The organism is Arthrobacter crystallopoietes (assembly GCF_002849715.1).
Classification (GTDB): domain Bacteria; phylum Actinomycetota; class Actinomycetes; order Actinomycetales; family Micrococcaceae; genus Crystallibacter; species Crystallibacter crystallopoietes.
This window is the reverse complement of sequence record NZ_CP018863.1, coordinates 3,011,210-3,037,051: the sequence shown is the minus strand read 5'-3', so window position 1 is coordinate 3,037,051 and position 25,842 is coordinate 3,011,210. Positions and strand designations below refer to the sequence as shown.

General features: G+C 67.2%; 15 protein-coding genes and 1 pseudogene. 6 read left to right on the top strand and 10 right to left on the bottom strand.

Annotated elements, in window-relative coordinates; translation table 11 throughout:
- The first annotated feature begins 54 nt into the window (after positions 1–54).
- Positions 55–510 (top strand): NUDIX hydrolase, encoded by a 456-nt coding sequence (locus AC20117_RS14200; protein WP_074702861.1) that lies wholly within the window; start codon positions 55–57, stop codon positions 508–510.
- Here the strand turns inward: AC20117_RS14200 and AC20117_RS14195 are convergent.
- The 10 genes from AC20117_RS14195 to AC20117_RS14150 form a co-directional block, all read right to left on the bottom strand.
- Positions 479–1,708, bottom strand: a complete 1,230-nt coding sequence (locus AC20117_RS14195) for a glycosyltransferase family 2 protein (protein ID WP_074699180.1) — start codon at positions 1,706–1,708, stop codon at positions 479–481. The two genes, AC20117_RS14200 and AC20117_RS14195, sit on opposite strands and share 32 nt — an antisense overlap.
- 59 nt (positions 1,709–1,767) lie before the next feature.
- On the bottom strand, positions 1,768–2,526 hold the full coding sequence (locus AC20117_RS14190) for a hypothetical protein (RefSeq protein WP_074702863.1): 759 nt from the start codon (positions 2,524–2,526) through the stop codon (positions 1,768–1,770).
- Positions 2,527–2,555: 29 nt separating this feature from the next.
- Positions 2,556–4,202 (bottom strand): polysaccharide deacetylase family protein, encoded by a 1,647-nt coding sequence (locus AC20117_RS14185; RefSeq protein ID WP_074699181.1) that lies wholly within the window; start codon positions 4,200–4,202, stop codon positions 2,556–2,558.
- 102 nt (positions 4,203–4,304) lie between these two features.
- The gene (locus AC20117_RS14180) at positions 4,305–5,318 is read right to left on the bottom strand and encodes a dTDP-glucose 4,6-dehydratase (protein ID WP_074699182.1); all 1,014 of its coding nucleotides are present in this window, start codon (positions 5,316–5,318) and stop codon (positions 4,305–4,307) included.
- Between the two features lie 38 nt (positions 5,319–5,356).
- On the bottom strand, positions 5,357–6,730 hold the full coding sequence (locus tag AC20117_RS14175; protein ID WP_083339527.1) for a nucleotide sugar dehydrogenase: 1,374 nt from the start codon (positions 6,728–6,730) through the stop codon (positions 5,357–5,359).
- Between the two features lie 392 nt (positions 6,731–7,122).
- On the bottom strand, positions 7,123–10,056 hold the full coding sequence (locus AC20117_RS14170) for a LuxR family transcriptional regulator (protein ID WP_074699183.1): 2,934 nt from the start codon (positions 10,054–10,056) through the stop codon (positions 7,123–7,125).
- Between the two features lie 221 nt (positions 10,057–10,277).
- The gene (locus AC20117_RS14165; RefSeq protein WP_074699184.1) at positions 10,278–12,446 is read right to left on the bottom strand and encodes a LuxR C-terminal-related transcriptional regulator; all 2,169 of its coding nucleotides are present in this window, start codon (positions 12,444–12,446) and stop codon (positions 10,278–10,280) included.
- A gap of 344 nt (positions 12,447–12,790) precedes the next feature.
- Complete coding sequence (locus AC20117_RS23715) at positions 12,791–15,559, bottom strand: helix-turn-helix transcriptional regulator (protein ID WP_074699185.1); 2,769 nt, start codon at positions 15,557–15,559, stop codon at positions 12,791–12,793.
- 2 nt (positions 15,560–15,561) lie between these two features.
- Positions 15,562–18,375 carry a helix-turn-helix transcriptional regulator gene (locus AC20117_RS14155; RefSeq protein ID WP_158300467.1) on the bottom strand — a complete coding sequence of 938 codons (2,814 nt, stop codon included), beginning with the start codon at positions 18,373–18,375 and terminating at the stop codon, positions 15,562–15,564.
- Between the two features lie 777 nt (positions 18,376–19,152).
- Positions 19,153–20,670, bottom strand: a complete 1,518-nt coding sequence (locus AC20117_RS14150; protein WP_074699188.1) for a SulP family inorganic anion transporter — start codon at positions 20,668–20,670, stop codon at positions 19,153–19,155.
- Between the two features lie 212 nt (positions 20,671–20,882).
- On the opposite strand from AC20117_RS14150, the pseudogene AC20117_RS14145 reads away from it, so the two are divergent.
- From AC20117_RS14145 to AC20117_RS14120, 5 genes and pseudogenes are all read left to right on the top strand, one after another.
- Positions 20,883–21,674 (top strand): annotated as a pseudogene (locus AC20117_RS14145) (ABC transporter ATP-binding protein); the annotation flags it as partial.
- A gap of 294 nt (positions 21,675–21,968) precedes the next feature.
- Complete coding sequence (locus AC20117_RS14140) at positions 21,969–23,048, top strand: IS110 family RNA-guided transposase (protein WP_083339531.1); 1,080 nt, start codon at positions 21,969–21,971, stop codon at positions 23,046–23,048.
- A 192-nt stretch (positions 23,049–23,240) separates the two neighbouring features.
- On the top strand, positions 23,241–24,056 hold the full coding sequence (locus AC20117_RS14130) for an ABC transporter permease (RefSeq protein WP_074699189.1): 816 nt from the start codon (positions 23,241–23,243) through the stop codon (positions 24,054–24,056).
- Positions 24,057–24,156: 100 nt separating this feature from the next.
- Positions 24,157–24,768: an avidin-fold protein gene (locus AC20117_RS23910; RefSeq protein ID WP_236777311.1), complete on the top strand. Its 612-nt coding sequence runs from the start codon at positions 24,157–24,159 to the stop codon at positions 24,766–24,768.
- A gap of 74 nt (positions 24,769–24,842) precedes the next feature.
- A complete protein-coding gene (locus AC20117_RS14120) occupies positions 24,843–25,781 on the top strand; it encodes a DMT family transporter (RefSeq protein WP_236777310.1) in 939 nt (312 codons plus the stop codon).
- The last annotated feature ends 61 nt before the right edge of the window (positions 25,782–25,842 follow it).

Below are 25,842 nucleotides of genomic sequence, written 5' to 3'. Positions count from 1 at the left end.
TGGCAAAGGAGCGGGCAGCGGCACAGGGGCAGGCAGCGGCGATACGATTTGCTGGTGCCTACCGTACTGACGCTTTCTGCCCTGGTTATCCGTGACGACGCCGGCCGGCTGTTGCTGGTCCGCAAGCGCGGCACTTCCAAGTTCATGCAGCCGGGCGGCAAGCTGGAGCCGGGCGAGAGCTTTGCAGCGGCGGCTGTCCGGGAGCTCCAGGAGGAGCTGGGCATCCGGGTGGCCGAAATGGAACTGACCGACATGGGTCGCTGGTACGGGGCCGCGGCCAATGAGACGGACACGTTCATCGATGCCGGCATCTTCAGCTGCGAGACAAACCAGGCTCCGGTAGCGGCGGCCGAGATCGAAGAAGTTCTTTGGCTGCACCCCGATGAGGCGGAGGCACGAGACGATCTGGCACCGCTGCTGACCGACCATATCCTCCCGCTTCTGGCAGAGGCGGCGGCGTGGTCCGCTCATGGCGGCGCTAACTCGGCTGCAGGCGGCGCGCGGGACTGATCCACACGCCGCTGGTTTTCCGGGTCCAGGCCTGCACGGCGGTAACCAGGCAAACCGTGGCATCAATCAGGCGGACCAGCGGAAAGACCAGCCCAAGCAGCAGCAGGCCGGGCCGCCGCAGCACACAGGCGGTGATCACGGTCAGCAGATAGTCCGGCAGGAGAATGCCCAGCAGGACATCCTGTGGCCGCAGGATCACCACATCCAGCAGGGCACCGGCCAGCAGCGCCGGAATGACCAGCACCAGAACCACGCTGGCGGTGATCAGTTCCACAATGTGCAGCAGCAGGGCTGCCCAGAAACGGCCGAGGTGGAGGCCATGGCGGCGGACGGTCTGCCAGAACCCCAGGCTCCAGCGCCGGATCTGGCGGACGTAGTCATGGAAGTTGTCCGGATCCTGGGTGTAGGCGATTGCCGCGGAGGGGTGGAAATCGATGCGGCCGAGCCTCTTCGCGTGGATCTCGAACGTCATGTTGAAGTCCTCGATCAGCAACCCGGGGGCATCGACGTCGATATCGGCCAGAACGCTGGTCCGATACATGCTGGCGAAGCCGGGCACGATGGTGACCACGTTGGCGGGCCTGGCCGCCTGGCCGTACTTCAGCAGCAGCTGGACGATCGTGTACAGCCGTTCCCGATAGGCCAGGAGAACCCTGCCCACGGCGCCTTGCTTCCAGCGGTCGCGCAAGGAGCGTGCCCGACCCGCGACGGCCACCACCTCCGGATCGTTGAAGAGCGGCAGCCCCGTTGCCAGGTAGTCCGGGGCCAGGCGGGTGTCGGCGTCCAGCAGCAGCACAGCCTTATAGTTGCCGGCCAGATCGTAGTACTCCATGCCTGCCGCCAAGGCTCCCGCCTTGCCCCGGTTCGGACTCAGCTCAAGAACGTTCACCCCCGCACGCCCGGCGATCTGCGCCGTCGCATCGGTCGACCCGTCGGAGATCACGTGGATATTGTGCGCCGGCACGAGGGTGGCGGCGGTTTCGATGGTCGCCTTGATGACGAGTTCTTCATTGTGGGCGGCGATCAGCACCGCAACTTCTGCCGGCCGGATGGCGGGATCAACCTTGACGGCCAGCTGCCGTGGCTTGGTCCTGTTCTGCCACTCCCCCACGAGCCGCAGCAGTCCGATACTGCTCCATAACGGTGTGCTGAGGCCCAGTACCAGCAGGCAGATCAGCAGTATTGTCCACGGTTCCATCTCTCCCCCTCATTTAGTTGTCAGCTGTGCCGCTGCGGGTTGCGCTGCTGCGGGCAGTGCTAGCTGCTCCGTTGTCCTTGCTGGACCTGGAGCGTCGTGGTCCGCATGAGCCACGGGCCGTTGGGAACGTCCTCTTCGTCGACGAATTGCCAGTCCACCTTGTCCTGCGCACCGTTGAGCGAGCTGAATCCCAGGCAGCCGTTCAGCGCGGGCGAGACGTCCATGCCTGCGCCGTTGAATTCGGTGTTCGCGGGCCTATGGTCACCTTTGCCGAAAACGTAAGTGGCGTCGTCGTACTTCCCCGGTCCGGCGTCCTCGATCTGGCCGTAACAGGTGCGATCACCCTTCTTGATCCGGACCCAACGGTTCTTCATGTAGCTGAAGGACTTGTCCGTTTCCTTGCCGGCATAACCCGGCTCCTGAGCCCACGGGATAACGCTCCCGCGCATGGCGAAGGCGAGCGGATTGTTGATGTCGTCGAAGGGCAGATCGAGGTAAAAGGGGTTCTGCTTGGGCACCATCTGCGTGGGGAAGTAGCCGTTGGCCGGGGTACGCGGTTCGGTGGTGCAGACATTATCGACGGCGACGCCGTCGCACCCTCCGTAATTCTCCAGCCAGAAACTGTCGTAAGCGGACTGGAGTTGGCTGCCATCGGGTGCGTTGGGGTCGAAGACCTCGCCCACCCAGAAAGTCGTGGCGATGATGTCCGTGTGCCAAGGGTATTTTTGATGGTCCGGCTCGAGGTCGGGCTCGTTGCCGGTGGAGCCGGCGGGAACGCAAGATGTCAGGAGCGTTCCGGCTGCAATGAGACCCGTCATGATTGCCACCACGGTCGTGGCCCGCTGCTTCACGGTGCCGGCGCCGGCGAGGACTGGGCCGGCGGTGCTTGGGCCGGTGATTGGACCGATGGTTGGGGCGCCGGTGATTGGTCAGGTGGTGCTCCGTTGGAGTCGTAGAGCGCGTAGTTGTCGGTGACCAGAGTGCCGTCGCCGATGAGTCCGATGCCGAAGGTCAGGGCCGTGGTGTGAGCCGGAACCGGTGGTGTAGTCCATTCGGCGTGGACGAAGTCGTCGGCCGGATCAAGGTAGGGGCTGGCGGTCCAGTAATGCCAGGTGCCTTGCCCGTCCCGGTAGTAGACGCTGAACTGCGCGTTGGTTTCCGTTTTGTAGTCGGCACGCAGGGAATACCTGTGCCCGGGCTCGACAGCCGGGGCACACTCGCCGAGGTCCTGCCGGGTGATCAGCTTGGCGTCCCCGTCGACGTAGTCCGAGACCACGAGTTGCGCGGCGTTGGAGCCGTCCGGTCCGCGGCTCCGGCTGAATTCGGCCCGGTTGTCGCCGTAGCCGCCTTCCATCCAACAGAACGGTGCTGCATCCCGCTGCCACTGGTTCAGGTTGCCGTTGACCAGGGCGTTCTCCCCTGCGGCAGGGGGCTCCGGCGCGGGTACTTCGGCTGGTTCCCGGTTGGGCCCGCCGATGACTTGCTGGACGGTCCGGACCACGGTGCTGTTTCCTGCGGAGGCGACCGTGACCGAATCCGGGGCCGTTGCTCCCGGGCCGTTCCCGACGTCGTTAGCAGTTGCCTGGTCAGGGGTGCTTCGCTTGGCCAGCCAGTCGACGAACTCGGTGAAGAGATCTTCTTCCACGTCAATGCTGGTGCACTCGTAGGGGCACATGCCGTGGAACGTCAGGATGACCCAGCCGCCGTTGTCCTCGGCGCGGCTGACCTTGTCCTGCAGGTCCTGCAGCGTCCAGTCGGCTTCGACCTGCTCGGGGGCCTTCAGCAGGTAGGGGTCGGCCGGACGGAGCGACTCGGTTTCGGGACAGTCCTCGCAGCCTTCGCCGGCGGTGTCCCCGAGGCCGCGGGCGCTGTTGTAGCCGCACTCGCTTACCAGGGATTCGAGTTCCGGCGTGCTGGAGGCGAAAGGAAAGGCGAAGTTGGTGACATCGAAGCCCCAGCCATCGAGGTTGGCGCGGTCCTGGCAGATCTGCCGTGCCGCTTCCTGGAAACCAAGGTCCTGGATGTCCGGATGGGACAGGGTGTGCCCACCGATTTCGTGGTCGGCCAGGGCAATTTCCTTGGCCTGTTTCAAAGTCAGGTAGCGGGGCGAGCCGAGGTTGCCGGAATTGAGGTAGAAGGTCCCCTGCAGGCCGGCGTCCGCCAAGATCTCCGCGGCGCGCGCCTGGCCGCGGAAGCCGTCGTCGAACGTCACGGATACCACCGTTTGTCCTGGCGGGGCCGCCATCGGATCGGCAGGCGTGTAGTCCGGCACATCGATGGCGGCGGCGGGGTCCTGCTGGGGCGGGGAGGCCTGCACCCCGGCCGACTCTGCGTTGGCGGCGGGGCCGGAGGTGTCCAGCCACCGGTCGCCGAAGACCAGGAAGGCAGCCGGAAGCGCCAGCAGCACCAGTGCCGCCAGCCACTGCAGCGAGCGTTTTGAACCGCGGGTGTCTGCGGCCGGAACCGCAGGCACAGAGCGGCGTTTGAGACCCATGATCTAAGTCCTTTCCTCCAGCGGTCCCACGGCTCTGCCCTTCGAGCTGTGGGACCGTCGCCGCGGCCGGCACGGTGGTGTAGCGGCGGCCCGGCTGCGGGTCTAGCGGGCAGCGAGTGCAGCCGGTTCGGTGACGGCGGCAGTGGGCGCCCTCATGACGGTCTGCCAGGACATGGCCACATTGGAGATGATCTCCGCGATGGTGGTTTTCGGGTTGAAGCCCACCAGCTCGCGGGCCTTCGAATTGTCCGGAACCCGCCGGCGCATGTCTTCGTAGCCCGGCGCGTAGGCCTTGTCGTACGGGACCAGCCTGATGTCGCTGCCGCTCTCCAGCTGGTCGATGATCCGCTCGGCCAGGGCGAGGATGGAGACCTCGTACGTGCCGCCTAGGTTGAATGCCTGGCCATAGGCTGCGGGGTGCTCCGCGATCCGAACCAGGGCGGGTACCACATCCGCCACGTAAGAGAAGCAACGGGACTGGGTGCCGTCGCCGAAGACGGTCAGCGGCTCGCCACGTTGGGCCTGCCCCACGAGGTTCGGCACCACCATGCCGTAACGGCCGGTCTGGCGCGGTCCCACCGTGTTGAACAACCGGACGATGGCCACGCGCAGGCCGAACTCTTTCCAGTAGGCGTGTGCAAAGGCTTCGTCGATGCCCTTGGCCGCCGCGTAGGTCCAGCGGGACTTCAGCGGCGAGCCCAGGATGCGGTCGGAGTCCTCGGGCAGCGAGTCCGACGCGTTCTTGCCGTACACCTCGCTGGTGGAGGCCAGCAACAGGATGGCACCGGCGTCGAGCGTTGCATCCAGCACTGTCTCGGTGCCGTGGATGTTGGTGCGCAGGCTCCGCAGCGGCTCTTCGACGATGAGCTTGACGCCCACTGCCGCGGCCAGGTGGAACACCCGGTCTGCACCGGCGACCACGCGGTCAACCGCCGCCCGGTCGAGAATGCTCCCTTCCACGAACCGGAAGCGCGGGTGGCGCCTTACGTCGGCCAGGTTCTCCAGCGAACCGGTGGACAGGTCATCCAGCACGGCCACCTCGTCCCCCGAAGCGAGCAGATATTCGGTCAAGTGGCTGCCGATGAACCCGGCGCCTCCGGTGATTGCTGTTTTCATTTCCGATCCCCAATGTGCAGTGAAATGGTTCAGTCGCGCTATAGCCGGACGGTGTTGGCCGTCAGCGGCAGCCGGTAGGTGGTATCCAGGACGGTCGGCACGTCGGCCAGCCAGCCGAGGTCGAAGTTGCTGTGCGCGGTGTGCATGATGACCACATGGGCGCCGAACATCTTCGGGTCGGTAACCGAGCGCAGTTCCAGTCCCTCGTGGTTAAGCTCGCCGATCAGCGGATCCACGTAGCCCACAACCGCTCCCTCCGCCGCCAGGCCGGCCAGGATCTCCAGCGCGGGCGATTCACGCAGGTCCTCCACATCCGGCTTGTAGGCCACGCCGGCCACCAGGATGCGTGCCCCGGCCAGTCCGTGGTCCGTGTCCGAAAGGATCTTCCTGGTCCGGTCCACCACCCGGTGCGGGCGGGCGGCGATACCATGCATGGCCTGCTCGATTACCGGGGCGTTCAACCGGTTCCGGCGCAGCTGCCACAGCAGGTAGTGCGGATCGCACGGGATGCAGTGCCCGCCCACGCCCGGCCCCGGGGTGAAGCGCATGAATCCGAACGGCTTGGTGTCCGCGGCGTCGATAACGTCCATCACCTGGATGCCCAGCGCGGTACAGATGTCCGCGAACTCGTTGGCCAGTGCAATGTTGACCGCCCGGAAAGTGTTCTCCACCAGCTTGGTCATCTCCGCGGCCTCCGCCGTCGGCACTACGTGCACGTTCGGCACGTATTTGCCCAGCAGTGCGGCGGCATGTTCCCCGCAGACAGGCGTGACGCCGCCGACCACCCGCGGCACTTCCTCCTGGCTGAAGGTATCGACGCCGGGATTGATGCGCTCCGGGCTGAAGGCAACATGGACATCGGTGCCCGGCAGCAGCCCGCGGGCGGCCAGCGGATCCGCGAGCATGTCCTTGGTGCTGCCCACGTAGGTGGTGGAGGTCAGCATCAGCAGCTGGCCCGGAACGGCGCTGGTCACCACGGTGGCGCACGCCCGGCGCAGGATGCCCAGGTCCGGCACCAGGTAGCTGTCCACGGGGGTCGGCACCGCAATAACGACGGCGGCAGCCCGCTTCAGCTGGACCGGATCGGAGGTCAGTTCGTAGCCGGAATCGCCCAGGGCCCGCGAGAGCCGCTCACGATCCCCGGCGAGCAGGTCGGCACGCTGCTGCCGGATGGTCTGCAACCGCAGCTCGCTGACGTCGAGGCCGAGCACGCGGTAACCGGCTTCGTGGAACGCCAACGAGGTAGGCAGGCCCACATAACCCAGGCCGACAATGGCGACGTCGAACTCGAAATCGGTCTTCCTGACGGGCGTGATGTACATTTCCGGCAGGGCCTTGAAAGTCCTGCCGGCAACGCGCGGTGCGGCTGTCAGCGAATCCGGCGGACGGAGCCTCGGGTCTTGCAGAGTCATGATCTGATCCCCTGTCTGATCTGTGAATGGACTGACATTCTGTAAATGGACTGATGTGAAAGGACTGGCACGAATGATTGAGCGGACGCTGCCCCAAACAGCGTTCCCGGTGCTGCTCCCCGCGTTGTTCCCCTGTTCCCCTTTTGTTCCCCTGCGCGTTTTCCCCGGCGGCCTGACGCTTCCGCAGGCGACGGGGCCGGCAGCGACGGGGCAAAAGTCTCGGTCTCAGAAGACTTCGTTCACCGCCGGTCCCGCCAGGTCCGGACCGCGGCAGCTGCGGGGGCTTTCCCGCCGCGGTCCGGATCAGGAGCGGGTTGGCCGTGGCGTCGCCTGCCCCATTTCCTCAGCCTAGGAAGCTGCGGCGGCCACGGCACGAGTGGTTCCTACCCGTTCTACCCGCCGCCTACTTGCATCGCGGGCACGGCATCACGTGGGGCGAGCGCGGCGGGCTCCACTTGTTGCGGGCCACTAAGTACGACGGCGGCAAGCTCACCTCGGGTGCGTACGTGCAGTTTGTCGTAGATCCGGTAGATATGGCCTTCCACGGTCCGCACGGAAACTCCCAGCCGTGCCGCGATGTCCCGGCTGCGCATGCCCTGCGCCACGAGCGTGGCGACGTCCCGCTCCCGAAAGGTCAGCTCCCGGGGGGCACACGATTCGCCCAGCGGGGAGGCCACCATGCCGGGCAGCTGCAGCTGCTGGACCAGCCGGGCCGCCTCCCGCCGCCGGGCCCGCTTGCCGTTGCGTTGGCCGTCACGTTGCCCCTCGCCCGCCAGGAACCGGGCGCCGTGGGCTGCGGCGTCCGCGGCGATCAGCGGGTAGCCTGCATCGGCCGCGTCCCGGGCGAGGATAAGGATCCGGTCCGCGTCCTTATCCAGCAGTGCCTGGGCGAAGGCGTGCAGCAATCCGTTTTCCCTGCCCGCCGGTGCGGCGGTGAGGTCCCGCAGCCGGGGCAACCCGCCCAGTTCGCCGAGCCGCAGCAGCAGGAGGTGGACTTCGGTTTCCTCGGTCACCCGGCAAAGTTGGGCAAGACGCACCGCCAGACCGGTCAGCTCCTGAACGGCAGCGGTCACGCCCTGCGTGGTGGCGCCGACCGCGGCAATCCGCGCTTGGGCTGTGAGAGGCATGGTCTCGTGGATGCTGCCTCGTTGGTGGGCCAGGTGCTCGTTGAAGTCGCTGGTGCACGAGGCCACGATGTCCCGTTCATTGAGCATGGCAGCTGCATCCGCGGCCAGGCCCAGCGCGTAGCCGAGCAGCTGGTGTGGGTCATGCATCCGCAACGCGTCCACCGCCAGCAGCAGCCGGTCCAGGCTGGCGCGCACACGCCCTTGCCTGAGCTCCAGCCAGCCGTGCAGGAACTCGATGGTTCCGCCGAAGACCACCAGGGATTCGGGCCTGTCCGTTTCGTAGCGTTCCAGTTGCGCGGCGGCGCCGGCGAGGTGGCCGGCCTGGATCAGGCAGCGGATCAGGCGCAGGGTCAGACCTTCCTGCAGCACGTTCCCGGCGTCCGGTTCGCGTTCCATGTGGCGAAGCACGGCGGTGGCGATGTCCGTGCTGGTCTGCCGGTCGCCGGTGACCAGTGCTGCCTCGGCGAGGAGTGTCTTGGCCACCAGGCCCTCGTCCGCGATCGCGCGGTCCTGGCCATTCCGGTGCTGCTGCGCTGGGTCGGCGTCGGGTTCGGGTTCGGTCTCGACTGCCAGCCGCCACAGGCCCGGGATGCTTTCGGCGAAGCGGCCTTCCAGCTGCATCGCGTGGTGGTGCAGCAGCCGGTCGAACCGGCGGTCCTCCGGCTTCAGGATTCGGCGCGTCAGTGCGATATCCCAGTTCCGGAGCAGCTGGCTCAACTGCTCAGCCCCGGCACCGGTCCGCACCACAACTTCCTGACCCAGCAGTACCGCATCGCGGAGCACGGCCGGGTCGGTAGAGGTGGCGAGGACCTTGGACAACCGAGCCAGCGCGCGGCCGGCGTACCCCTGGTGCAGGTAGATCCGGACGATCTCCACTTCCGCCGCGGGCGCCAACCGCGGCGACTCGATCACCGTCGCGGCCCGCAGCGCCAGCGCGAGGTCGTGCCGCCGGTTTGCCTGCTGTGCGGTGGCCAGCAGCGTCTTCTCGCTCAGCGGCAGCTGGGCATCGAGCGCCCATCTGGCCGGCTCCACGCCGCCGGGCATCAGCTCCGGTTCATCGGCGAGGATCTGCGTGAACCGGCCATACAGTTCCCGACGGGTACTTGCGGGCGCAACACCGCGTACCGCGGCTGCGGGGTAGGCCGGTCCGAGCCGGATCAACGGACCGGAATGGGACAGTGCTTCCGCCGCGGCGGCCCGGTTCTGGTCTGGGCGCGCCTTCCGGGTCTGATCTGGGTCCGTATTCCGGTTCGGGTCTGGGCGCGCATTCCGGTTCTGGTCCGAGTCCGGGTCCTCATCCTGATCCGTCTCTTCGAAATCGAACTCGAGAAGGCGCCCGGCCTGGAGCCGCTCGAAGTGGCCGCCCCCGGCGAGCCGCGATAGCAGCCGCAAGCGCAGCGGACCGGCGAGGGCCACGGCGTAGACAGCGTCCTGCTCCGCCGGAGCCAGCCGCTGTAGGTCCTCCCGGAGCATGTCCTGCAGGAGCTCGCTGGTTTCCGGGAAGCGGCCGGTGGGCAGCCACTTGCCGTTGTGTTCGACCAGCCGGTTCAGGCGGCGGCTTTCCGCGAGCAAGGCCAGCAGGTTCCGTGGATGGCCGCCGGAGTTCCGGGCGAGCAGCCGTGTGGCGGCCGGGAGCACCGGGCCGCCGAGGACATGCCGGACGACGTCGTGAACTTCCGGCACGGTGAGCGGGGCCAGTTCGCACTGTTCCACCAAGCCGTCCTGCCGCAAGGCCGCCAGCTCCGAATCAAGCGGGTTTCCCGGCCGGGCGGCCAGCAGCGCTTGAACGGCTCCGCTTACGATCAGCTGCGCCAGTATGCCGGCGCTGTCGGGATCCAGTTCGTGGGCATCGTCCACCAGCAGCACGGGCGTTTCGGCGTGCGTGGAGAGGAACCGCAAGGTTGCCCGCAGGACCTCAACCTGCGGCGTGTCCGGTGCCGGCGGAACCTCGCCGCCAAGCAGTGGACCCAGTGCCGCGAACGGTGCGTCGAGCAAGGATGCCGCGCTGCCGGACAGCCGGATGAAGCGGAAGTCCGCCTTCAGCGCCTGGGCGATGTGCCCAAGAAAGGCCGTCTTTCCGATCCCCGGTGCCCCGACGATCAGCGCACCGCGGATTGCCGCGTTGCTCAGGATTGCCGTGACCGCGGCCGTGGCTCGCTCTCGGCCTGCCAAGGCTGGCAGTGCTGGCAGTGCTGCCAAGGTTGGAGGTGCCGCCAAGGCTGGAAGTCCTGCCAAAGCTGGATGGCGAGGAGCCGCCGTCGTACTTCCTGATGGTGATTCCCCAATGTGCGTTTCTCCGAAGCGTAATTCCCCCAAAGTTGTTTCCCCGTTGTGTCCTGCCTCTTCCAAGGCCCCCGCGCACGCGGTGATCGAGTGACTCATGATGAACCGTGTTTCTGCTGTGTTACCGCCCAGCTGTCTTAGGCAAACGGGCCGGCCGGGACAGCCGGCGGGCCAACCTGCAATTTCCGGTAAATTTGCTGCAGGTGGCCTTCCACAGTGCGGATGGACACGTGCAGCCGTCGCGCGATGACCGCGTTGCCAGCGCCTGTTGCTGCCAGCGAAGCGATCTCGCGCTCACGCCCACTGAGGGCATCGTGGGTGCCGCCGCCGGGCGCGAAGTCCGGCAGCCGGCGTTCGGCAAGAATGAAACTGAGCGCGGAGCGCATCAGCGAGGTGTCGCGCTGCCGTGCCGCGATGGTCAATCCGGCGCGGGCGGCCTCCTGGGCGAAGATCCGGTTTCCCTGGGCCATGGCCTGGCCCGCCGCGGCGAAAAGCCGTCCGGCGTCCTCGCGCGCGAGGCCCTCGCCGAAGAGCCCGCACAGCCGGGCAAAGTCCCCCTGCACATGGCCCGCGATCGTGGCGAGCCGGGCGGCGGATCCGGTGGCGCCGAGCCGGACCGCGCCGCTGATGAGCAGCAGCTCGTCCGCGAGCGCGCCGCGTGTGTTGGCTTGGGCGGCGCCTTGCAGCAGCCGGGCGATGGCCTCGCCACGGTTGCCTGGCGCCCTTCGGATCGACGTGCCGGGTCCGCCAGGGGTGGCGGCGGCCCGCCCGCTACGGCTGGCGGCGATGGCCGAGGCCATGGCGCCCAGGTAGCGGATCCAGACCTGCTGCTGCCAGCTCAGCCCCGTGTGGCCGGCTCCAAGTACGACGGCGGGAAGCCGGCAGAGCTGGGCGCGTGCACCTTGCGCATCACCGGCGAGGGCGGAGATGTAGGTGGCCGCCACCGCGGCGAGCGCATGCTGGCCGTTGTCGGAGGGGCCGGCCTGGAGTTGCACCAGCACCGGGCGCAGCTTGGCGCGCGCCTCGTCCGCCAGGCCTGCATCCGCGCTGGCTACCGCCTCTGCAATCTCGATCCACAGCCAGATCCGGGCATGGACGAGCGGCGGGCCGGAGTTGCGGGAGTCCGCTCGGGGCACGGCGGCGGCGGACATCAGGCCGAAGCCATCCCACATCCGCTGGTTCGCCAGCAGCCGGAGCCCGCGGGCAATCCCGCTTGTCCGGTAGGCAGTCCTGACACTGGAATCGGCAAGTCCAGGGGCGATCCTGCCCGGCTGGCTCGACCCGGCCATGTGAGCGGGGCCGAGCAGTTCGGCGGCTAGCTCCAGGGCAGCGGTTTCGCGGCCCGTGGCCGCCTGGGTCTCGCAGAGGACGGCGCCAGCGCGCAGCCGCACTGTGGGGTCCCTGGACTGCAGGAGATCCACTACGCCCGCCGGAACGTCACGGTAGCGGCCGTCGAAGACCGCTTGCTTTGCAGCGGCGAGCACCGCCGGAGCCGGACTCGTGGCAATGGGTGCGGCCTGTCCCGGGCCTGTTTGCTCCGCGCTTTCCTGCTCCACCGGCGTCTTCGGCCTGCTTGACTCGGCTGTGCCTGCCATCGGCCACGCCTCGGTGAGGATCCATCCGGCGTCGCAACGGACCAGCCGGCCCGATTCAACCCATTCGCGGGTAAGCCTGCGCAGCAGCCGCGGGTTGCCGCCGCTGGCTTCATGGAGTGCGTTTACCGCCAGGAGGGTCAGCCCCGGGCCAAGTACCGCATTCAGCCATTCGGCGGTTTCATCCACGCCGAAGTCCGCCAGGTCTGTCCGCACTAGACGGCCGTCCTTCCACAGGCGCAGGAGCCCGGCAGGAGTGCGTCGCGCATCGTCGGCACACACCAGAAGGCGGGCGTCGCCGTCGTCGGCCATTGCGGTAATGACCGTGGCAGCGAGCGGATCGATCGCGTGCGCGTTGTCCACAAACAGCAGGACGGGCTTGCCGCCCGATCGCCGGTGCAGGAAACTGGCCACACTGCGCACGACCGCCAGCGGGTGACCTAATTCCGCTTCGGGCACCTCGGCTAGCAGCACGTTCAGCGCGCCGTAGGGAAGACGTTCAATGGCGGGGCTGCCGCGGAGGTACTCGATGTGGACCTCGCCGTGCAGTCGGTGGAGGACGTCGCGGGCCAGGAACGTCTTGCCGGTACCGGGGCCGCCGATCAGCAGTGCGCCGCAGCCGGGCCGGGACGCGGCGAGGGCGCCGGCCAGGTATTTGGCCAGGGATTCGGCGAGCGCGCTGTGGCTGCCTACCGGGGTTGGGAGCGGCGGCATGGAAGGCGGCAGGTGTGTGAGTCGGTGCGGAGTCTTCTCATCCGGTGCGAGCGGTAGGTCAGACCACGCCGATGTTGGGCTGAACATGATGAGACCAATCGGCTGAAGCTACGTGCTATCGAGCCTAAATTTTTGCCGCTGCCGTGTCTTGCGTAGCCGTTACGGGTTCTTCGCGGCGAGGCGGGCGGACTGTACTCAGGAAACTTGGAGAAAGCTTGTCGACGGCGCGCGGACTACTCAGGTGGGTACGTGCAGGTGCCTGCTGGCTCCCGCCGGGGAGGCACATCGGCCGGAAAGGCCGTACTAGTACTCGGTTTTGCAGGTGGCGGTCCGCAAGCGCCGTGTCAGCCCAGGTGCTCCGCGGTAAGGTCCTCGCGGTTGCTGATCTGCAGTTTGGCGAACATGCGGTAGATGTGGCCCTCCACGGTGCGCACCGACAGGCTCAGCCGCGCGGCGATGTCCGAGTTGGCCAGCCCCTCCACTACCAGGCGGCCGATTTCCCGCTCGCGCCTGGTCAGCCTGGCTTGCACCGCAACGGTGCCGGCTTGGCCTCCGCTGGTTCCTGCCATCGGCCAGCCGGCCCCGGCAGCAGGCAGACCGAAAGCAGAGGGTCCGCCCGCCCCGCCTGGATGCAGCCCGCCGACGCTCTCCGGCACCAGGGACAGTTTCTGCAGCTGCCGTTTGACCTGCTGCAGAAAGTCCTGCCGGCTGGCGGCTCCGCCGGTGTGCTCGGGCAGCAGGTCCCGTTGCTGCAGGCTCTGCAAGGTCAGCCGCAGGGCATGCCCGGCCGAGGGATCGTGGCTGAGCCGCAGTACGGCGTCCAGGTCTTCGTCGCGTAGGGCCCGCGCGAACGCCGTCAGTTGCGCGGCGGGCGTTCCCTCGGTCAGATCCGCAACTTTGACCAGTTCGTCCAGTTCCGTCAGGTCGCCCAGCCGCAGGCTCAGCTGCCGCAGGTCCAGCTCGGTGCTGGCCAGGCCGCGCTTCCTGGCGTCACGGCTGAGCGCCCGCAGCTGCCCGAGTCCGCCGTCGTTGTTTTGAATGAGGTAGCCAGCGGCGGCCACGTACCCTTGGCTCAGCAGCTGCAGCTGCGGCACGGATTTGTACGGCACGTCCGCGTACGCGGCCAGGTACTCCGCGGCGAGCGCGGTCAATCCGGCCATGGCGGAGGCGTAGGCCCCGGAGGCGAGGGCGATGGGCAGCAGGTGCTCCAGGTCGGACTGGCGCAGTCCCTCGACGGCGGCGTTGAGCATCTGCAGCCCGCTGGCCGTACGGCCCTGCAGGATCTCATGCATGGCGTAGGCGTAGCTGACGGCGCCGCCGAAGTAGAACAGGCCTCGGTGCCCGCTGCCGGCGTACCGCTCCAGTTCGTGCCGCACCTCATCCCATTCGGCGAGCCGCACGCACGCCATGATATGCGTGGTCAGGACGTATTCGTAGTACCCCAGCAGCTCGCTTTCATTCCGCCGCATCAGCGCCAGCGCCTCGCGGGTCAGCGCCGCGCCGCTGACGAGATGGCCGGTGGCGGCATACACATCGCCCAGCAGGGTCTTGATGACCAGCTCGGTCTCGGGGAAGCCGTCCGAGGCAGCCTGCAGCCCGCGCAGTTCGGCTTCGGCTTCGGCCAGCCGCCCTTCGGAGAGCTTGGCGTGCACGCGCATCAGGCGGTAGCCCTGCTCCGCAATAACGACGGCGCGGCTCGCCCGCAGCTTCGGATTCGCGCCTTGAATGCGCTCCACCGCCTGCGCCCACTGGTCGGCCAGGCCATACAGTCCGGCGGGCTCGCCATGAAGGTGCAGATGCAGCTGGCCTGCCAGCAGCGCTGCCTGCTTGGCCGTGCCCAGATCGCTGGCCCGGGCCAGCACGCCGGCCAGCATTTCTCCGGCGCGTTCATAGTCGCCGGAGTGGAAATGTGCCCGGGCCAGGGCCACCTGCGCAGCGGGCCGGTACGTCGGATCCCTGACCGCCCCGGCGGCGCGCAGGGCAAAGCGCGAGTGGAACAGTCCGTTGGCCACCTGCGCGGCCTGCAGCAACTGCTGGTCTGGCACCGGCACGCCGCACTCGAGCGACCAGTCCACCGAGCGCAGCAGCGTCTCCACCCGGAACGGCCGGGAGGCCTGCTGGCCAAGGTAGGCGGCCAGGCCGCGGCGGATCCGCAGGCTGCGCCCGGCGGGCACCATGGCCCGCAGCACCTGTGCGTAGATCGGGTGTGCCACGCGGACCAGCTGTTCGGCGTCGTCGCCGATGGTGATCAGACGGGCTTCCACGAGCGCATCGACCTGGTCCCCTGCGCCGGTCTGCAGCAGGACCTGCAGCGGCACCGGGTCCGCCAAGGCCACCGTCTCCAACAGCTCGCGCTCCGTTTCCGTACAGCGGCTGAAGTGGCCCTTGATCAGATCGGTCAGGCGCAGATCCGGCGGCAGCGGCTCCCCGCCCAGCAGCCAGACACCGTTGCGTTCCACCAGCGTGCCCTCCCGGCGGACCTGGGCCAGCAGCGCCAGCAGGAACATCGGGTTGCCGCCGGAGGACTGGACCAGGGCTTCGCTGATGCTGGGCAGGATTTCGCCCTGCAGCACCTGGCGGCAGAGCTCGTGGGCCTGCGCCCGATCCAGCGGCTGCAGGGTGTGCCGCAGGATCAGCCCGTCCGTGGCGAGCGACTGGATTTCCGGCGGCGGCGCCTGGATGGCCCGGCTCATCGCCAGCAGCCTGACCACTCCGGAAGCCACCAGCTGCGCCGCCAGTAGGGAGCTGGACTCGTCGAGTTCGTGAACGTCGTCGATGACCATCAGCACTGGCGCCTTGCCGGGAGACAACCGGTGGATGTACGCGAGCACGGACCGCATGGCCGGTAGCACGGAGTCCTTCCCCTCCACCTGGAGGGAGGACAGGTACGGGGCCAGCGCGCCGAACGGAATGCGCGCGAGGCTGGGGCTGGCGTAGACCCGCAGCGGAGTCATCTCGCTGCCCAGCTCCGCGATCGCGGCGCGGGCCAGCGCGCTTTTGCCCAGGCCCTGGTCCGCCACCAGCAGGGCTCCCCCGGTGGTCCGGATGGCGTGCAGGACCGTGCCGAGGTCCCGGTCCCGCCCCACCAGCCCGATGCTCCCGAATCCCTCCATAGTCAGATAAGAAGTTCGGCAAGCTCGGTGCGGCTGGAGACATGCAGCTTGCTGTAGATCTTGCCCAGGTGCCAGTCCACCGTGCGCGGCGAGAGGTTCATTTGCTCGCCGAGCTCCACGCTGCTGCGGCCTCGCGCGGCGGCCACGGTCAGTTCCTGTTCGAACCTGCTCAGCGTTTCGAAGCTGCGGTGCAGATCGTGGTGCCGGCGCAGCCTGCGGTAGCTCGTGTTGGCCAGCTCCCGCGCCTGCCGGGCCGTCAGCGGGTCCGTTGCCGCGGCCTGGGCGGCGGAGGCGGCCTCGTAGGCGAGCAGTTCGTTGCCGTCCCCGCGGGCAAGCTGCGCGGCCCGAAGCCAGGCGGCGCCGTCGTTGTTGAGCATTCCCGCGGCGAAAAGCCTGCCGGCCCTGGCCAGCTGGCCCGCCGTGTCCGGAATCCGATCCAGGATGACGACGGCGGCTTCGCGGTCCCCCAGCCTCGCGGCCGCGGTCAGGAAGAGCGCGCTGTGGGCCACCAGACCCCGGCCGGCTGCTTCCTGCGCAAGCCCTTTCAGTTCGGCGAGCGCAGCGTCCCGGCCGCCGAGCAGGGCCTGCGCAGTGAGGCGGAAGTAGGCCGCGACCACGCCGATGTTCCAGGGCGGCTGTTCTGCGATGGCAGCCAGCTCGTCGAGGTAGTGGCGGGCGCGAGCGGTCTCCCCCTGCAACGCGCTGCAGTAGGCGGCGGCCGCCAGCGCGGCGGGCTTCGCGCCGGCCGGATCGCGCCGCCGGAGTTTGCTCAGCGCCGGCAGCAGATGGTCCAGCGCCTCGTCGGGCAGGCCGCTGGAGGCGTGCAGCAGACCGGCTGCCAACTCCCCGCCGGTCCCGGTTCCGGAGCTGCGGGCCAGGCTGACGAAACCGGTGCCGCGTCGGGGCGACAGCAGGTCCGCGGCGCGGTGCCAGAGTCCGCAGTTGAAGAAGATTTCAAAGGCCCGCACCAGCACGGTGTCCCGCAGGGCCGGCGAGAGATCGGGGTTCGCGGTGCCGGCTTCCAGCCAGGCGACAACGGCGAGCGCGTCCTCGCTCCGCCCGGTGAGGGACCAGCCTTCGGCCAGCAGGCAGCCGGCGTAGAGACGCATGCCCAGCGGCAGGGTTTCGTCGCCGTAAATGTCTTCGAGCTCGCGGGGCAGCTGTGCGTGCCGGCCCTCGAAGGTGGCGTACTCGGATTCGATCAGCACCGCTTCCCAGCGCAGCGGGGGGCCGCCGTCGTTGTTGGTGGTTCCGCCATGTTCGGCCTGGCCGTCCCTGCCAATGGCGGCCTTGAGCTGCTCGATCACGGCGCGGGCTTCGCCGGCGCGCCCCGGGAGACGGCGGAGCACTCGGTGCCGCTCGACGCACAGGAGGGTCCAGAGCCGCAGGTTTCCGCGGGCCGCCTCGAGCACAAATTCCAGTGCCTCCGCCGCGGCGTTGAGTTCGCCCAGGCTGCGCAGGGCGTTGGCTTCCTGGAGCACCATTTCGGGCCGCTTCCGGTGGTCCGGCACGCTGCGGACAAAGCGGAGGGCACCGGCATGGTCATAGAGCCGGTTGGCCAGCTGGGCGGCCCGCAGTGCGGCCTCGGGCGGGAGTTCGACGCCGCAATCGATGGTCCAGGCGGCAAAGCCCATCAGCGTGCCGCCCGGAATCGCGTTGAAGTCAATGGTGGCAGCCACGGCCTCCCGCAGTTCCCGGCTGCGCGCCGGTGGCACGGATTCACGCACGGTCTCGGCGCTGAGCTGGTTTTGCAGCCGGACGATCGGCGGCGAAGTGGCGAGCACCCGCATCACGCCATGTTCCTCCAGAACGTCAAGGTCCTCCGGGGCGGCCAGCCGCTGCAGCGCCGCGAGCGGCAGTTCCACCGCGAAGGCCAGCAACTCGATGATGCGGCGCTGCTCGGGGCCATAGCGGTTCAGCCGGGCACGGATGACCTCCGCAATCTCGCCCGAGCTGACCAGCGGCGCCACCAGGTCCCAGCTACCGTCCTGCTCAACGAGGGTGCCGGCGTGGCGCTGCTCCGACGCGAGCATACGCAGGAATCCCGGGCTCCCGGAGGTGTAGCTGTGAAGAGTTGCGACGGCGGTGCGAGCCACCCGCCCGCCGAGCAGGGCCTCGAGGTAGCCGGCGCTCTCCTCTAACGTGAAGGGCGCAAGGTCGATCCGCCGGACATGGCCATCGGCCCAGAGCCGGATGAACTCCTCGGCTGCCCCGGTAAGTTCGCGCGCGAGAATCAGCACCTTCGCCTGGCCGGAGACCGCCATTTGGGTCACGGCCATGACGGACATCGGATCCAGTTCATGGGCGTTCTCAACCAGCAGGACCGGTGTCCGGCCGTCGGCCTGTTCGGTCAGGAGCCGGGACAACCCCTGCATTGCCAGCACGGGGTGGTCCAGCACGTGTTCGGGCAGTTCACTGAGCAGATAGCCCAGTGCCGCATAGGGGACGTTGGCGGAGATGGCGCTGCCGCGTACCGGGACAATATGGTGGTTGCCATCGAAGGTCTTGAGCGCTTCCAGTGCCAGCGCGGTCTTGCCTACGCCGGGCTCCCCCACGAGCATCGCGCCCACCTGCAGGCTGTCCTGCAGTGCGGAACGGACTTCCTCGATCTCGCGCAGCCGGCCCACAAAAACATTGGCCGGCGGCGGGAGGCCGACAGCTGAAACCGAGTTGCCGCCGTCGCGCGCCAGGCCGATAGCCGATACCGTTCCTACGACGTGCCCTGCTGGCTCCGGAAGATGGCCGGTCTGCTCCGACGCCCGCTCGATCCTGGCGCCCGGAGGCACTGCAGCCGCCCCCAAGACACGACCGCGCACAGATCCTTTAACTGGTTCACGCCTCACACCTGCCACACATTCCCCAACGTCGGCGTTCCTGCATTGAGAATCAGCATACTGACGGCAGACAGAAGTAACCAGTGTTTTGGAAAAAGCTGTAACGCGGTAATAACGCCCGGCTGCTTAGCAGCGGACGGATCCCGATCTGGCTGCGCGACTGGTGCCAGCCCCACGGCGGTGTAATAGCAGCGAACAATGCGCAATTCAGGAGTGCTGAAACGGGCCGTGCCCTGTGGGGTTAAAGCTATCAATTTCCGTATCAAAAACCCATACCCCGACGCCGGGACTAAGGCATTTTTCGAGATTAGTCGCGCGGGTCATCTGGGCGGGTCCCGGGCGGGCCGCGGGCGACAGACGGGGACTGGGGCCGCGGGCCGGAGCGCGGGCTGAAGCGCAACTGGCTGGAGGCTTCTCGTTTATTTAAGTCCGGTGCCTAATTAAGTCCGGCGCCGCACCGAGGATGCGGCACCGGACGGTGCGAGGAACTGATTCCGCTGAAGCAAGCGGATTCCTCTTTTCGGGACGGGTAGTCATCGGACCCGGCCACGTCTGGAATGTACGGGCGCGCATTAGCCGCCGGCGCACATTACTTAACCCCAAAGAAAAAACACTGGCGGAACGTTGTACATAAGCAACTTTCCGGTAGGAAAAGAATACTCCTGCCCGCAGACGAGGGCCAATAACTATTGGATAAACGCACCGTTCCGAAATGCGACGGTCTGGTCACCGGCTGTAGCGCCTCAGCCGTCGGGGACGTTAGCCGTTCAGTTTGCCTGCCAGACGCTCGCGCATCAGCACGGACGCTTCGTTCAGCCCGATGATCTCCAAGGTTTTTCCAAGCGTGCGGTACTTCTCCGCGATGGAATCCAGTGCGGCGATGGTGGAGGCATCCCACAGATGCGAGGCGTGCATGTCGATGATGATGTGCTGCGGATCGGTGGCGTAGTTGAACTGTGTGTAGAGGTCGTTGGACGAAGCGAAGAACAGCTCGCCGTCCACGCGGTAGGTAGCCGTCTCCTCCCCGTTGACCTCGAGCACGGTCCGCTCCACGGTCACGAAATGCGCCACCCGGCGGGCGAAAAGGACCATGGCGACCAGCACGCCGGCGCCGACGCCGATGGCCAGATTGTGCGTCCACACGGTGACGACGACGGTGCTCACCATTACTCCCGTCTCGGACTTGGGCATGTGCTTGAGCGTGGACGGCTTGATGGAGTGCCAGTCGAAGGTCGCGATGGACACGTAGATCATCACAGCGACGAGCGCGGCCATCGGGATCAGCGCCACCACGTCGCCAAGCACGACCACCAGCAGCAACAGCAGCGCGCCGGCCAGGAAGGTGGAGATTCTGGTGCGGGCGCCGGACGCTTTCACGTTCATCATGGTCTGGCCAACCACCGCGCAACCGCCCATCCCGCCGAAGAACCCTGTGACGATGTTCGCCACACCCTGGCCCCAGGACTCGCGCGTCTTGCTGGAACGGGTGTCGGTGATGTCGTCCACCAGCTTGGCGGTCAGCAGGGATTCGAGCAGCCCGACGAAGGCCATCGCCAGCGCGTACGGCGCGATGATCCGGAAGGTGTCCGGCGTGAGCGGGACGTCGGGGATGAACAGGCCGGGCAGACTGTCCGGCAGCTGCCCCTTGTCTCCCACGGTGGGCACCTGGATGGCGGCCAGCACGGTCACCAGCGTTAAGGCGACGATCGCGACCAAAGGCGCGGGCACCGCCGTCGTTAGCCTGGGCAGACCGAAGACGATCAGAAGGCCGACGGCGGTGATGGGGTAGACGAGCCACGGCACGCCCAGCAGCTCCGGCACTTGGGAACCGAACACGAGGATCGCGAGCGCGTTCACGAAGCCGACCATGACCGAACGCGGAATGAAGCGCATCAGCCTGGCCACGCCCAGCACGCCGAGCAGCACCTGGAAAATGCCGCCGAGGATCACCGTGGCGATCAGGTATTCCACGCCGTGGCTGGCCATCACCGGGGCGATGACCAGGGCCACCGCGCCCGTCGCCGCCGAGATCATCGCCGGCCGGCCGCCGACGAACGAGATGGTCACCGCCATGATGAAGGACGCGAACAGGCCCATGCGCGGATCCACGCCCACGATCACCGAGAACGCGATGGCCTCGGGAATCAGCGCGAGCGCGACCACCAGGCCGGCGAGCACCTCGGTCTTCAGCAGCCGCGGGGACTTCAGCGTGCGCAGTACGGACTGCCGCTCATCGGGAGTCGGTGCGGGCTTCGTGGCAGGGGCCGGGGCGGGCATGGCTGTTCCTTATAGGTGGTGAGGTGGACGCGGAGAGGGATGGATGCGTGCGGAAAGGGCATCACGGTGTTCAACTCTAATCGCCCTGCACAGACAGCCGGAGCCAGAGGCACGGACCGAAGATGTCCACATGACGCGGCAACCCCATGGACTGGCTCCTGCCGCAGGCGTAGCGTTTTCACATCGCGAATGACACCGACCAGGGGTCGCCAATGATCCACACGAGCAAGCTCACCAAGACCTTTACCGTGAAGAAAGAGAAGATCCAGGCCGTCAAGGGCGTGGACATCGACGTCGAGCGCGGCGAACTGGTCGCGTTCCTCGGGCCCAACGGCGCGGGTAAATCGACCACCTTGCGCATGCTCACCACACTGCTGGCGCCTACCTCGGGAACAGCGCGGGTGGCAGGGGTTGACGTCATCGCCGATCCCGCAGGTGTGCGCTCGCGCATTGGCTACATCGGGCAGGGCAACGGCGGCGGGCACAGCTACCGCGTCATTGACGAGCTCATCATGCAGGGCCGCTTCTACGGGATGAACACCAGCGACGCGCGCGCACGGGCGGAGCAGCTGCTCAAATCGCTGGAGCTCGAGGACCTGAAGAAGCGCACCGTCATCAAGCTCTCCGGCGGCCAGCGGCGGCGCATGGATGTGGCGCTGGGGCTGATGCACTCCCCCACACTGCTGTTCCTCGACGAGCCGTCCACCGGCATGGACCCGCAGAACCGCGCGAATCTGTGGGAGCACATTATGCGTATGCGACATGAGCACGGGACCACCATCGTGCTCACCACGCATTATCTTGAGGAAGCGGACACGATGTCCGAGCGGGTCATCGTCATCGACCACGGCGAGATCATTGCGGACAACACGGCCGGCCGGCTCAAGGCGGAGCTGGCCGGCGACCTGCTGGCCGTGGAGGTTTCGGCGGCCGCGGCGCCGGAGGTGCGGGGACTGCTCGGCCGGGCGGCGGCCGCAGGCGAGCTGGAAGAAACAGCGTACGACTGTGAGACTTTCTTGTAGCTGGTCTGGGACTGGCTGGCAGGATGGGTACTGGCCGTTCCGCCGGCCATGGATGTGACTCGAGCGTACGTTGACCATGAAGTGTCTTGCCGCCGACTTGTCCATCCGTGGCGCGGGCCGGCCGGACCTGTCCGGCCCACCTCGGTAGCTTGATCAGAAGATTGTCCGCCGCCTTGAGGCGCGTGACCCGTCACAGTGCTGTTCCGATGTGTTTCCTACCCGGACTGGTACCGGCCGACAGCGGCCTGACCATCTCCATCACTGAGGAAAGGTGCCGTGACCGCCATTTCTATCGTCGCGCATTCCTACCCGTTTGTCGTGGGCGTCGACACCCACGCCCGCAATCACGTCTACGCGATCCTTGCAGCCAGGACCGGCGAGCTGATCGATACCCGAGACTTCCCAACGACGTCTGCCGGCATCAACAGGGCCATCGCGTGGGTGGCCCGCCGCACCGACGCAGACGCTGACACGCTGTGGGTGATCGAAGGCGCCGCATCTTACGGAGCCGTCCTGGCCGGCGCTGTCGCCGCCGAGGGTTACCCGGTGGCCGAGGCTCCGCGAATGGACGCGAAGAAACGCCACGGCGTCGGCAAATCCGATGCCCTCGATGCGCACCACATTGCCGCAGCCGCGTTGCCGCTGCCACAGGCGAAGCTATGCCGCCCGAGGCTCAACGAGGGGGTGCGCCAGGCCTTGCGGATCCTGGTCACGGCCCGCGACGCCATGAGCGCCGAGCGCACCCGTTCGGTCAACTCGCTCACCGCACTGCTGCGCACCAATGATCTGGGATTGGACGCCCGCAGGGCACTCTCAGCAGCTCAGATCGCTGAAGCGTCGCGGTGGCGCGCCCGAGAGGAGGAACTGTCCCTGACCATCGCCCGGACCGAGGCAACGCGGTTGGCCAAACGTGTCCTCGAACTCGATGACCAGCTCAAAGCCAATGACAAGCAAGTGACCGAGCTGGTACAGATCAGCGAGGCCGCACCCCTGCTGCATGAAAAGGGCTTTGGGTCCGTCACTGCAGCGACCTGCCTCACCGCCTGGTCCCATCAGGGACGGGTTCGGAACGAGGCGGCCTACGCCTCCCTGGCCGGCGTGAATCCTATCCCCGCTTCCTCAGGAAACACCGTCCGGCACCGCCTGAACCGAGGCGGAGACAGAAACCTGAACCGCGCTCTCCACATGGTCGCTCTCACCAAGATGACCCACGACGAGGAGACCCGGAGATACGTGGAGAAACGGCGAACAGAAGGACGCACCGACCGGGAAATCCGCCGATGCATCAAACGCTACCTAGCCCGACGCGTCCACCGCACGCTCAACGCCGCGAGCCCGTGCCTGAAGAGCGCTTGACAGACATAGAAGAGTCGGCGTCATCCGCTTCCGCCTTCGGATCCCCGACGGCGCACGGCTGGCACCAGGACTGCTCAAGGACATGAACGATGCCGGTGCGCCGGCCCTGCGGCTGGAGCTGAAACCGCCCACGCTGGACGATGTTTTCCTCGAACTGACCGGCCGCAGCCTGCGCGAAGGGGGCAAAGTCTGATGCAGCTCCAGCAAGCCACCGCAGCCGGCACCGCCGTGAGGAAACCAGGGATCGGGCGGATCCTGCAGGACACCAAATACGTGTTCTGGCGGGAAATGCTCCTGGTCATCCGGGATCCGTTCTCCCTGATCTTTTCGCTGGTGCAGCCGCTGGTGTTCCTGGCCCTCTTCGGACCGCTGCTCGGGGCGGCCGTAGGTGCGCAGGCCTTCGGCGGCGAGTCCTCGCTGCAGTGGTTCCTGCCCGGCGTCGTCGTCATGATCGCGCTGTTCGGCACCTCCATGACCGGCTCGAACCTGCAGTACGAGCTGATGACCGGCTCCTACGAGCGGATCCTGGCCACGCCGCTGTCCCGTTCCTCGCTGCTGATCGGCCGCGCGCTGAAGGAATGGGCGCCGCTGGTCCTGCAGGGCCTGGTGATCGCGCTGGCCTCCATCCCGTTCGGGTTCGTGTTCTATCCGCTGCACGTGCTTTTCGGGCTGGTGGTGATCGGGGTCTTCGGCATCGGCCTCGGCGCGCTCTCCTACGCGCTGGCGCTGGTCACCCAGGGGAAGGAGTGGGTGTTCTGGGGCGTCCAGCAGACACTGCTGTTCCCGCTGATGATCCTCTCCGGCATCATGCTGCCTATCGAAGCGGGTCCGCGCTGGATGCAGGTGCTGAGCCTGTTCAACCCGCTGACCTACATGGTCAACGCCGAGCGGGAACTGTTCGCCGGCGGGCTCGGCTGGGACACCTTGTGGGGCGTCGTCGCGGCGGTGATTACCGCCGTCGTTGGTTTGGCCGTAGGAGTGAAGGTGATCAAGCACAGTACTGTTTGAACGCTGCCGATGACCAGATCAGGTGAAACATTCCATTCCTAGGGGGATTCAACACGCCCGGTCATTGTGACCTTTTCGTGATGACCTCTACTCTGTATCCATGTCTCAATCAGTCTCAGCGACCAGTTTTTCGGATTTGCCCGACGGCCAGATGGAATCGGACGCAGGATTCTTTCCGGTCGAGGACCCGCCGGCCATCGCCGTGCCGGACGCCGGAGCCGCGGAGGTCGAGCCCGCTGAAGCGGCCGACGCGGTGAAGGACACCCAGGCCGGGTCCGGAGAAGACAGCGACGCCGGCGATGACAGCGAGGCCGGGGAAGGCACCGAGGAGGACGACGAGGCCGAGGCTCCCGATCCTGCGGCAGTGGAGGCGGTCATCGACGGGAAAGTTTTCGCCGCCGTGGCCAACACCGCATCGGGCGAAGTCGGGCGCACCACGAGCTTCCACTACCGCCAGGACGGCAGGATGATCTGGGCGGAATACTCCGGCGGCGCCGTCGTCCGCGGTTATCTGGTGGGAACACGCGACGGCGACCGGTTGGATTTCCGCTACTCGCATCTGAACATCAACCTGCAGACCGCCAACGGAGTGTGCGCGAGCAAGCTGGAAGTACTCGACGACGGGCGCATCCGGCTGCACGAAACTTGGCAGTGGGAATCACGCCCGGAACGAGGCACCAGCGTGGTCGAAGAAATCCCGGCAACAACCTGACAACTATCGGCAAGGAACCGCCATCCTCGCCGCCGGCCGGTGTGCCGTCCCGAGGAGTCGGATAACCTGACGGCGTGAGCTCCCCTACGCCTTTCGTGCCGGTCAAACCGCTGACGGAAACGCTGACCCCGCTCGTCCTGGTTGCCGTCGCGGTGACCGTGCTCGCCTGGGCCAGCGCATTTATTGTGATCCGCGGTGTGGGCACGGACTTCACGCCCGGCTCCCTCACCCTGCTGCGGCTGGGCGTCGGCGCGGCCGTCCTGGCCATCGGTCTGATCGGCAGGGCGTGGGTGAAGCCGAGTCCGCGGGAATGGCTGCTGATCATTGGTTGCGGCGTGATGTGGTTCGGCGTATACAACGTTGCCCTCAATACTGCGGAACAGACGCTCGACGGCGGAACCACTGCCATGATCGTGAACTTCGCCCCGATCCTGATCGCCCTGGGTGCCGGCGTTTTCCTTCGGGAAGGCATTCCGAAATGGCTCGCGATCGGCGCCGGCGTCGCGTTCATCGGAGTACTGCTGATCGGCTTCGGCACGAGTGCGGACAGCGCAGCGGGCAGCGGAACCGGCGTCATCTGGGCGCTGGTGGCGGCGTTGACCTATTCGGTAGGCGTGCTGCTCCAGAAACCTGCCCTGCGCAGAGTGCCCGCGGCGCAGGTGACCTGGCTGGCCTGTGCGATCGGCGTCGTGACCGCCCTGCCGTTCACCGGTGAGCTCATTGTTGACCTGCAGGATGCTTCGTCCGCGTCCATCCTTGGCGTCGTCTACCTCGGCGTGGTGCCGACGGCCCTCGCGTTCAGCACCTGGGGGTACGCGCTGACCAAGATGCCGGCCGGGCAGCTCATCGTTTCCTCTTACCTTGTGCCGCCTGCCGCCATTGTGCTCGGGCTTCTGTTCCTGGGCGAAGTGCCGACGCTTATCGCCGTGGTCGGCGGGGCGGTGTGCCTGTTCGGCGTTGCACTCTCGCGCCGCCGCAGCGCGGAGCCCCGAATCCGGGATCAGACGTCGTGAGGACGTGAACCAGGAATCGCTGGAATGAGCAGACGGCGCAACGGACGGTCTACGCAACCGT

Excerpts from the sequence above, each read along its gene's own strand:
- AC20117_RS14195 (WP_074699180.1), bottom strand. The coding sequence starts at position 1,708 with ATGGAACCGTGGACAATACTGCTGATCTGCCTGCTGGTACTGGGCCTC.
- AC20117_RS14190 (WP_074702863.1), bottom strand. The coding sequence starts at position 2,526 with ATGACGGGTCTCATTGCAGCCGGAACGCTCCTGACATCTTGCGTTCCC.
- AC20117_RS14185 (WP_074699181.1), bottom strand. The coding sequence starts at position 4,202 with ATGGGTCTCAAACGCCGCTCTGTGCCTGCGGTTCCGGCCGCAGACACC.
- AC20117_RS14180 (WP_074699182.1), bottom strand. The coding sequence starts at position 5,318 with ATGAAAACAGCAATCACCGGAGGCGCCGGGTTCATCGGCAGCCACTTG.
- AC20117_RS14175 (WP_083339527.1), bottom strand. The coding sequence starts at position 6,730 with ATGACTCTGCAAGACCCGAGGCTCCGTCCGCCGGATTCGCTGACAGCC.
- AC20117_RS14165 (WP_074699184.1), bottom strand. The coding sequence starts at position 12,446 with ATGCCGCCGCTCCCAACCCCGGTAGGCAGCCACAGCGCGCTCGCCGAA.
- AC20117_RS23715 (WP_074699185.1), bottom strand. The coding sequence starts at position 15,559 with ATGGAGGGATTCGGGAGCATCGGGCTGGTGGGGCGGGACCGGGACCTC.
- AC20117_RS14150 (WP_074699188.1), bottom strand. The coding sequence starts at position 20,670 with ATGCCCGCCCCGGCCCCTGCCACGAAGCCCGCACCGACTCCCGATGAG.
- AC20117_RS14130 (WP_074699189.1), top strand. The coding sequence starts at position 23,241 with ATGCAGCTCCAGCAAGCCACCGCAGCCGGCACCGCCGTGAGGAAACCA.
- AC20117_RS23910 (WP_236777311.1), top strand. The coding sequence starts at position 24,157 with ATGTCTCAATCAGTCTCAGCGACCAGTTTTTCGGATTTGCCCGACGGC.